Genomic DNA, 8,575 nt, shown 5'->3' with positions numbered 1-8,575 from the left:
CAGCCTCCAGTCGAGTACGAGAAGGCAACCGCCTGAAATCCCCTATTCGGGTGTCCACTAAAACTTGACCACGACAGTCTTGTTGCTCAGGTGCAAGAAATTCGCCCAGAGTTCGCGCAGGAAACCATAGGATGGGTTTGATTGCCCCTTTACTTAGGGGTTATCGCTCGGCGAGGCGAAGCCAGCTTGAACTGTGCATTTGCCTGAATTTTCTGCCGTTGTAGCTCAGTCGGTAGAGCAACTGATTCGTAATCAGTAGGTCGGGGGTTCGATTCCTCTCAACGGCACCATTGTTAAAGAAGAGGCAGCCATGCATGGATTGCCTCTTTTTATTTGCGATGCCCCAGACTACCAAGCTCAGAGTTGCAGTCGCATGGACAGGTCCACCGCCTTTATGTCCTTGGTCAGCGTCCCTAGCGATATATAGTCCACCCCGGTTTCCGCTACGCCACGCAAGGTGGTGTCGTTGATGCCGCCGGAGGCTTCGAGTTTGGCGCGGGCGGCGGTGAGTTTTACGGCGGTGCGCATGTCTTCCAGGCTGAGTTCGTCGAGCATGACGATGTCGGCGCCGGCTTCCAGGGCTTCTTTCAGTTCTTCCAGGCTTTCCACTTCGACTTCGACCGGTTTGCCGGGGGCTATACGGTGGGCGGTCTTGATTGCCTCGGCGATGCCGCCGCAGGCGGCGATGTGGTTTTCTTTAATAAGGAAGGCGTCGTAGAGGCCGATGCGGTGGTTGTGGCAGCCGCCGCAGGTCACGGCGTATTTTTGTGCCAGGCGCAGACCGGGCAGGGTTTTGCGGGTGTCGAGCAGTTTGACGCCGGTGCCTTCCACCAGATCAGCGTAATGGCGGCAGCGGGTGGCGACGGCGGAAAGGGTCTGCAGGAAATTTAGGGCGCTGCGCTCGCCGGAGAGCAGGGCGCGGGCCGGGCCCTCCACGTAGAACAGCGTCTGGTTCGCGTGCACCCGGTCACCGTCCCGTACTTCCCAATGCACAGAGGCACGTGGGTCGAGCTGGCGGAATACCGCGTCGACCCAGGCTGTTCCGCAGACGACGGCCGCTTCGCGGGTGATGACCTTGGCGTGGGCCAGGCGCTCGGCGGGGATCAGTTGGGCGGTGATGTCGCCGCTGCCAATGTCTTCGGCCAGCGCTCGGCGTACGTTGGCCTCGATTTCCGCGCTCAGATCGGCAAGGGTAAGGTTGGGCATGACTACTGGCTCCACGGTCAGATCGCGGGATTATAGGGCCAGCCGACCGCCGGTGCAGTTCGAATGCGGCCAAGTGCGGGCTTTCTGCTAGACCGAGAAGAGTCGTCGAGCGGGTTGAAACGACCGTTTGGAGGTTGTTGGTGAGCATTTGTGACATAAGTCATGTCTATGAGAGTTGGCGGCTTGGTGGTTTCCGGCCCAACCCTATAATGGCTTTGACCCAAGACCGTTGACGTCAGGCATTTGACGTACCAATAACGTTCGAATGATCGCTATGCGGCTGGCCCCGACGGGCAGTCTGCGGGAGACTTGCAATGAAGACCGACGCGAATGTGGTGCACCTGAACAAGGTTGCCCCTGAGCACTCGCCAACTTCGCCGGTAGGAAGATTGCCCGTGGCGCTTACCCAGGTGCGCGACAAGGCTGCCCAGCAGCTCAAGAAGGCGTTGCAAGCGTTGTTCGATAACGCGGACGACTCTTTGTTCGAGATGGCCGACCGCGCCACCAGCAACTCGGAGCAGAACACCTTCTTCGAGGCGATGCGCGATTTGCGCCTCAAGCGCAAGAGCATCGAGCGTGGATTCCTGCAGCAGGTCTTCGAGACCTTTGCCAATCTCAGCCAGTACGAAATCGGCAAGAGCCCGCAGCCTCAGCTCGATGCGCTTTCCTTCGACAGCCTGTCGCTGGTGCAGAACGACGAACTTGAAGAAACCGTGGCGCTGGATGCCATGGTCGCCAAGATCATGAGCCGCGATGCGCTGGCCCTGAGCCACCTGACCACACGCTTGAACACCCTGGTCAGCCGCAAGGTGGACGACAAGAGCAACCCGCTGAGCCCGCGTCTGCTCTGCGAGGCGTTTCTCGATGCCTGTCGCAGTCTTGGCGTGGAAATCAAGGTCAAGCTGATCATTCTCAAGCTGTTCGAGAAGTACGTATTGAGCGATCTCGACCAGCTGTATGCCGAATCCAATCAGTTGCTCATCAATGCCGGTGTGTTGCCGGAATTGAAGTCTGCTCCGCCACGGCGTGCGCCGGCGCGTCCGGCGGCCGGGCAGGCCGGCAGCGGGGCTGCCGCATCCACGATGCAGGGCGGCGCTTTCGCCGACGAGGGCGCGCAGGAAGTGTTCGGCGTGCTCCAGGGGCTGCTGTCCCAGGCTCGCGGTACGGTGTTGCCGCCCCGTGAGTGGCCGGCCGATGCGGTGCCGATCACCAGTAACGATCTGTTGCGCCTGCTTTCCCATCTGCAGCAGCACCTTCCCGAACAGCGCGCCGACGATTTCGATGTGCGCGACCATTTGGGCAACCTGCTCAGTCGTGCCAGTGCCAAGAGCGGCAAGGCACGGGTGGTGGGCGAGATCGACGAGGATGTGATCAACCTGGTGTCGATGCTGTTCGAGTTCATTCTCGACGACCGCGTATTGCCGGATTCGCTGAAAGCCCTGATCGGCCGCTTGCAGATCCCAATGCTGAAAGTGGCAGTGCTGGACAAGACCTTCTTCAGTCGTGGCAGCCATCCGGCGCGTCGGCTGCTCAATGAAATCGCTTCGGCTGCGTTGGGCTGGAGCGAGCAGGACGATGCCCAGCGCGATGCGCTGTACCTGCGCATCGAGCAGGTGGTGCAGCGTCTGCTGAACGATTTCACCGACGATCCGACGATTTTCTCCGAACTGCTGGCCGATTTCCTGGCCTTTACCGGTGACGAGCGCCGCCGCAGCGAATTGCTCGAGCAGCGTACCCGCGATGCCGAGGAAGGTCGCGCCAAGGCCGAGCTGGCCCGCCAGCAGGTGGAGCAGGCGCTGAACGAGCGACTGCTCGGCAAGACCATGCCGGAAGTGGTGGTGCGGCTGCTGCAGGAAGCCTGGAGCAAGGTGATGATGCTCGCGTGCCTGAAGCAGGGCGTAGAGTCCGCCGAATGGCAGCAGGCGTTGAAGACCATGGACGACTTGATCTGGAGTGTCGAGCCCCACGAAGATCCGGAAGCGCGGCTGCACTTGCTTGAACTGGTTCCGGGGCTGCTCAAGTCGCTGCGCGATGGCCTGTCCGCCGCGGCGTTCGATCCGTTCTCCACCAGCGAATTCTTCAGCCAGCTGGAGGCATTGCATGTGCAGGCCCTGCAGCGCTTGAAGCGCGCGGATGCCGAATCGAAGCCGGAATCCGCGGATGCCCTGCTGGAGGAGGCTGATGCCGAGGGCGCTGCCGAGGAGTCGGTCGCCGAGCCGGCGGCCATGGTCGAGGTGGTCGAGGAGATCGTGTTGCAGGCACCGGGTGGTGAGCGTACCACCGAGGAGCCTGAGGTCGACCTGGCAGAGGACGACGAGCTGGCCCAGCAGGTGGACAGCCTGCGTGTCGGTAGCTGGGTGGAGTTCCAGGAGGATGACGAACATCGCCTGCGCTGCAAGCTAGCGGCGGTGATCAAGCCCACCGGCAAGTTCATCTTCGTCAACCGTACCGGCATGAAGGTGCTGGAGAAGACCCGCATGGGGCTGGCGGTGGAGTTCCGTCGCGGAACCCTGCGCCTGCTCGATGATGCCTTGCTGTTCGATCGCGCGCTGGAGTCGGTGATCGGCAACCTGCGTCGCCTCAAGGGCGCCTGAGGGTTTCCGCGCAGCAAAAGCGCCCGGCCTGTGCCGGGCGTTTGCGTTTCGGGGCTGCCGTTGCCGACGGGGCTATGCCGGCGATCTCGTTGCCATTGCCGCGTTTTCGTGCTTGGCTCAACCCGTTCGCTACTCTAGCCTCTGGAATGACTCGAACCTGTCGAAAGCGGGTAGAGTGAATGCAGTTCTAGGAGCCTTTCATGCAGTTGGATTCCGCTAGCGGCTGGTGCCCGGGCGTTCGTCATTGTCCCTCGCCGAATTTCAATGCGCGACCCGGCGGAGAAGTGTCCCTGCTGGTCGTGCATAACATCAGTTTGCCGCCTGGCCAGTTCGGTACGGGCAAGGTGCAGGAGTTCTTTCAGAACCGCCTGCGCATCGACGAGCATCCCTATTTCGCCGAGATAGCCGAACTTCGGGTTTCCGCGCACTTCTTCATTGAGCGCGACGGGGCCATCACCCAGTTCGTCTCCTGCCTGGATCGTGCCTGGCATGCCGGTGCTTCGCGCTTTGCGGGGCGCGAGAACTGCAACGATTTTTCCCTCGGCATCGAGCTGGAGGGGACCGACGAACTGCCTTTCAGCGATGAGCAATACACGGCGCTGACGGACCTGACTCGCACGTTGCAAAGAGCCTACCCGGCGATAACCGTGCAGCGCATCTGCGGCCATAGCGACGTCGCGCCGGGGCGCAAGACCGACCCCGGTCCGGCGTTCGACTGGGAGCGCCTGCGCCAGGCGCTACGAGAGCAAGGAGAATAGGCGATGAGCTTTCTGGTCCTGTTGCTGGTGCTATGGGTGGAGAAGTTTTCCGCTTGGCGCCAGCGCATTCAGCATGACGGTCCCTGGTTGCGAGGCTTGGCATGGGTGGAGGCCAGTCCACGGCTGGCGCAAGCGCCATGGCTGGGGCTGGCACTGCTGGTATTGCTGCCGGTAGTGCTGCTGGCCCTGCTGCTATTGCTGCTCAAGCCGCTGGCCTACGGTTGGCTGGCCTTGCCGGTCCATCTGCTGGTGGTGATCTACAGCCTGGGCCGCGGCGATGTGCTGACGGCCCTGGGACCGTTCCGCGATGCGTGGCGACGTGGCGACAGCCAGGCGGCCTACCATGTTGCCGAACGCGATCTGGCACTCGATGCGGACGAGGGCGGGGCGCTGTTGTTGCGGGTGCAGGGCTACCTGGTGTGGCAGGCCTATCAGAGCTTTTTCGCGGTGATCTTCTGGTACGCGCTGCTCGGGCCGGTGGCGGCGTTGGCCTATCGTCTGCTCGCCCTGTGCGCCGAGCATGCCCGTCAGGACGCGCTGCGTGAGCGTGCGGTGCAGTTGCGCCATGCCTTCGACTGGCTACCGGTGCGCATGCTGGCGGCCAGCTTCGCCTTGGTCGGCAATTTTGCCGCCGTCAGCCGGGTCGTGCTGCATGAACTGTTGAGCTGGGACATTTCCGCCGCGCAACTGGTGATCAATGCCGGCCGTGCAGCCGGCGAAACACCAGAGCCGGTGCTTGGCGAGCGAGGCGTCGCCACGCTGGACGAACTCTGGCAGTTGCTGGTGCGGGCGGCGGTGCTCTGGTACGCCGGCTTCGCGGTGTGGACGCTGGTGATCTGAGGCGCCCGGCATGGCTCTTACCTTTGTGACGGGGCGTCGTCCCAGAGCCAGGCGGCACCGCGTACCCCGCTGGAGTCGCCATGGGTGGCAGGTCGCAACGGAGTGTTGACCTTGTCGGAAAACACGTAGCGGGGCAGCAAAGGCGGCACCTGTCGGTACAGCTCGGAAATCCTCGACAGGCCGCCACCGAGCACGATCACCTGTGGATCGAGCAGGTTGATCACCATCGCCAGGCTGCGGGCCAGTTGATCGCAGTAGCGCGCCAGGGCTTCTGCCGCCTGTGACTCGCCATGTTCGGCCGCGCGCGCCAGCGCCTCGGCGTCGATACCTAGCCCGCTGCGAGCTGCCCAGCCCGGGCCTGAGAGAAAGGTCTCGATGCAATCCTCCTGGCCGCAGTAGCACGGCCGCGCAGGGCCATCTTCGACGCAGCGCCAGGGCAGCGGGTTGTGGCCCCATTCGCCGGCGATAGCATTCGGGCCATCGAGTAGCCTGCCGTGGATGACGATGCCGGCGCCGACCCCGGTGCCGAGAATGGCGGCGAAGACGCTGCTGGCTCCCGCCCCGGCGCCATCGCTGGCCTCCGACAGGGCCAGGCAGTCGGCGTCGTTCGCCAGGCGCACGGGGCGACCGAGCAGCCGTTCCAGGTCGCCTTGCAGGTCCTGGTCGATCAGACAGGTGGAGTTGGCGTTCTTGATGCGCCCGTGATCCGGCGAGCGCGCGCCGGGAATGCCGATGCCGACGCTGCCGGACCGGCCCAGGTCGCGCTCCGTCTGTTCCACCAGGGCGGCGATGGCGCTCAGGGTGCCGGGGTAGTCGCCCTGCGGTGTCGGTATGCGGCGGCGCAGTATCTCGCGGCTTTCTTCCAGCGCGAGAATTTCGATCTTGGTGCCACCCAGGTCAATGCCGAGGCGTAGTGGTGTGCGCATAGTTAACCTTAAGTTACAGAAAGCCGAGCCGATATCCGGTATATCAGAGTGCCTGAATCGACTGGTACTCTGCGAACCCAGTCACGAAACGCGCTTGCCGTCAGGCAAGCCGGGTCGCGGCAGGCGTTGAGGACGGAAGGGCTGCCGCCTGGATCGAGCCGTCGAGTCGCAAAACAATAATGAGAACGGGAGACGTCCTGTGAAGACCGTGCTGTATCCGGCCATCGCGCTGATGAACCGCCTGAGTTTCGGTATGAAGTTCAGTCTGATCAGCGTCTTGTTCTTCCTGCCCATGCTGATCACCAACTTCTATTTGGTGCGTGACTCGTATCGTCAGGTAACCAGCACCCACACCGAATTGGAGAGCCTGGGCCTGATCGGCGCCAGCCTCGAGCTGCGGCGTGACCTGGAGACGCTCAGCGACCTGGCGCAGATCAATGCCATCATCGGCCAATCGGGGCAGGCGGGCGACCTGGAGACGCGGGTCAAGACGCTGGAAAGCCGTCTGGCCGAGCGGCTGAACGGTTTGCAACCGGTGCTCACCGAGGCCGAGCAGGTGGCCGAATTCAATGCCAAGCGCGACGAGATGCTGACGGCGCTGCAGAGCGCCAGGGCCGCGGAAACGTCCCTGCAAAGCAAGGCGGCCATCGTCGAGAAGCTGTTGGGCGATGCGCAGGTCTTCATCAAGTTCGTGTCCGGCCAGGCCGGCCTCAGCCAGGACCGCCAGCGCGAGGTACGTCAGGTAGCCGAGCTGGTGACCACCATGACGCCGGTGGTTACCGGCACCATCGCCAAGGGCCGTGCGGTTGGCGCCTATTCGCTGGGCCAGGGCTTTCTCAACTCGGCCGCCAGCAATCAGCTGGACGACCTGTTGCTGCAACTGGAAAAACTGCACGCCGAATATGGCGTGGTCCTCAGCGACGTGGTGGAGAGCAGCCCGGCGGCACGGACGGCCATGGGGGCGCAGGCCGCCGCCAGTCGCGAGACGCTGAAGGAGGCCGCGCAGCTCTTCGAAGACCAGGTGATCATCGCCGATACCCTGGATACCCCCTGGCAACAGTTCTATGACCGCGCCAGCGAATCCATCGACAAGACCTACCAGCTCAACGACGCTGCGCTGGCGTTCCTCGACAGCGAGCTGCAGGTAAGGCTGGAGGAGAATCGCACGCAGACCGTACTGCTGGTGGTCGCGCTGGTGGTGACTTTCCTGCTGATCGTCTATCTCTACGGCGGCTTCTACGTGTCGACCCGCAGTACGTTGAAGAGCCTGGGGCAGGTCCTGAACCAGGTGGCCGCCGGCGACATGACGGTGAGCTTCCATGCCCAGAGTCGCGACGAGCTGGGCGAACTGGGGCAGGTGTTCAACGCCACCGTGGTGAAGATCCACGATCTCATCGAACTGGTGGGGCAGACCGTCACCGAGGTGGAGCGCCAGGCAGACCGGGTGGAAGTGGTGTCGGGCGAGAGCAACCAGTCGGTGGCCAGCCAGCGCAGCCAGATCGAACTGGTGGCGACGGCGATGAACCAGATGTCCGCCACTGCCCAGGAGGTGGCCAGCAGCGCCGCCGCGGCGGTGGGCAGTGCACAGAGCGTCAACCAGGAAACGGTCAGTGGCCGGGCGTTGGTCGAGTCCCAGGTCGGCAGCATCCAGCGCCTGGCGGGCGAGATCGAACAGTCGGTGACAGTGATCAATCAGTTGGCCAACGACAGCAAGGCCATCAGCCAGGTGCTGGACGTGATCAAGGGCATTGCCGAGCAGACCAACCTGCTGGCCCTGAACGCCGCCATCGAAGCGGCTCGTGCTGGCGAGCAGGGGCGCGGTTTCGCGGTGGTGGCCGACGAAGTGCGCAACCTGGCCAAGCGTACCCAGCAATCCACCGAGGAGATCGAGCAGATGATCTCCAAGCTGCAGGGCGGGGTCGGTGCGGCGGTGAAGGCGATGCACACCAGCCATCAGATGGCCGACGGCACGGTCAGCCAGTCCGCCCAGGTGCAGCAGGCGCTGGAGAACATTCTCGGCGCGGTGGGCATGATCGTCGACCAGAACCAGCAGATCGCCACGGCAGCCGAGGAACAGACGGCGGTGGCCCACGATATCGACCAGAACATCGTCGAGATCAACCGCGCTGGCGAGCGCACCGCCGAGGGGGCCAACCAGACCGAGCGGGCCAGCCGCGAGCTGTCCGAGTTGGTGGTGCGACTCAAGCAATTGATCGGCGCGTTCCGCGTCTGATCGTCTTGTGCGGGCGTT

At 63.3% G+C, this 8,575-nt stretch carries 6 protein-coding genes and 1 tRNA gene; 5 read left to right on the top strand and 2 right to left on the bottom strand.

Annotated elements, in window-relative coordinates; translation table 11 throughout:
- The first annotated feature begins 214 nt into the window (after positions 1-214).
- Positions 215-290 (top strand) — tRNA-Thr (locus ACWKV7_RS10825).
- A gap of 67 nt (positions 291-357) precedes the next feature.
- Here ACWKV7_RS10825 and nadC read toward each other — a convergent pair.
- On the bottom strand, positions 358-1,206 hold the full coding sequence (gene nadC, locus ACWKV7_RS10820; protein ID WP_483857665.1) for a carboxylating nicotinate-nucleotide diphosphorylase: 849 nt from the start codon (positions 1,204-1,206) through the stop codon (positions 358-360).
- A 314-nt stretch (positions 1,207-1,520) separates the two neighbouring features.
- Between nadC and ACWKV7_RS10815 the strand changes: the two genes are divergently transcribed.
- From ACWKV7_RS10815 to ampE, 3 genes are all read left to right on the top strand, one after another.
- The gene (locus tag ACWKV7_RS10815; protein WP_483857664.1) at positions 1,521-3,800 is read left to right on the top strand and encodes a DUF1631 domain-containing protein; all 2,280 of its coding nucleotides are present in this window, start codon (positions 1,521-1,523) and stop codon (positions 3,798-3,800) included.
- A 200-nt stretch (positions 3,801-4,000) separates the two neighbouring features.
- Entirely contained in the window at positions 4,001-4,558 is a 558-nt protein-coding gene (gene ampD / locus ACWKV7_RS10810) for a 1,6-anhydro-N-acetylmuramyl-L-alanine amidase AmpD (protein WP_483857663.1), read from the top strand.
- A 3-nt stretch (positions 4,559-4,561) separates the two neighbouring features.
- Positions 4,562-5,398, top strand: coding sequence for a regulatory signaling modulator protein AmpE (gene ampE / locus ACWKV7_RS10805; RefSeq protein ID WP_483857662.1), 837 nt, complete (start codon positions 4,562-4,564; stop codon positions 5,396-5,398).
- Between the two features lie 17 nt (positions 5,399-5,415).
- Here ampE and ACWKV7_RS10800 read toward each other — a convergent pair whose 3' ends face one another.
- Positions 5,416-6,324, bottom strand: a complete 909-nt coding sequence (locus ACWKV7_RS10800) for an ROK family protein (RefSeq protein WP_483857661.1) — start codon at positions 6,322-6,324, stop codon at positions 5,416-5,418.
- A 199-nt stretch (positions 6,325-6,523) separates the two neighbouring features.
- Here ACWKV7_RS10800 and ACWKV7_RS23735 point away from each other — a divergent pair, with 199 nt between their 5' ends.
- Entirely contained in the window at positions 6,524-8,557 is a 2,034-nt protein-coding gene (locus tag ACWKV7_RS23735) for a methyl-accepting chemotaxis protein (protein WP_487249209.1), read from the top strand.
- Positions 8,558-8,575 lie beyond the last annotated feature (18 nt).

Source organism: Zestomonas ipomoeae (assembly GCF_057128665.1).
The sequence above is the reverse complement of the archived record's forward strand: the minus strand, read 5'-3'. Positions and strand labels throughout refer to the sequence as shown.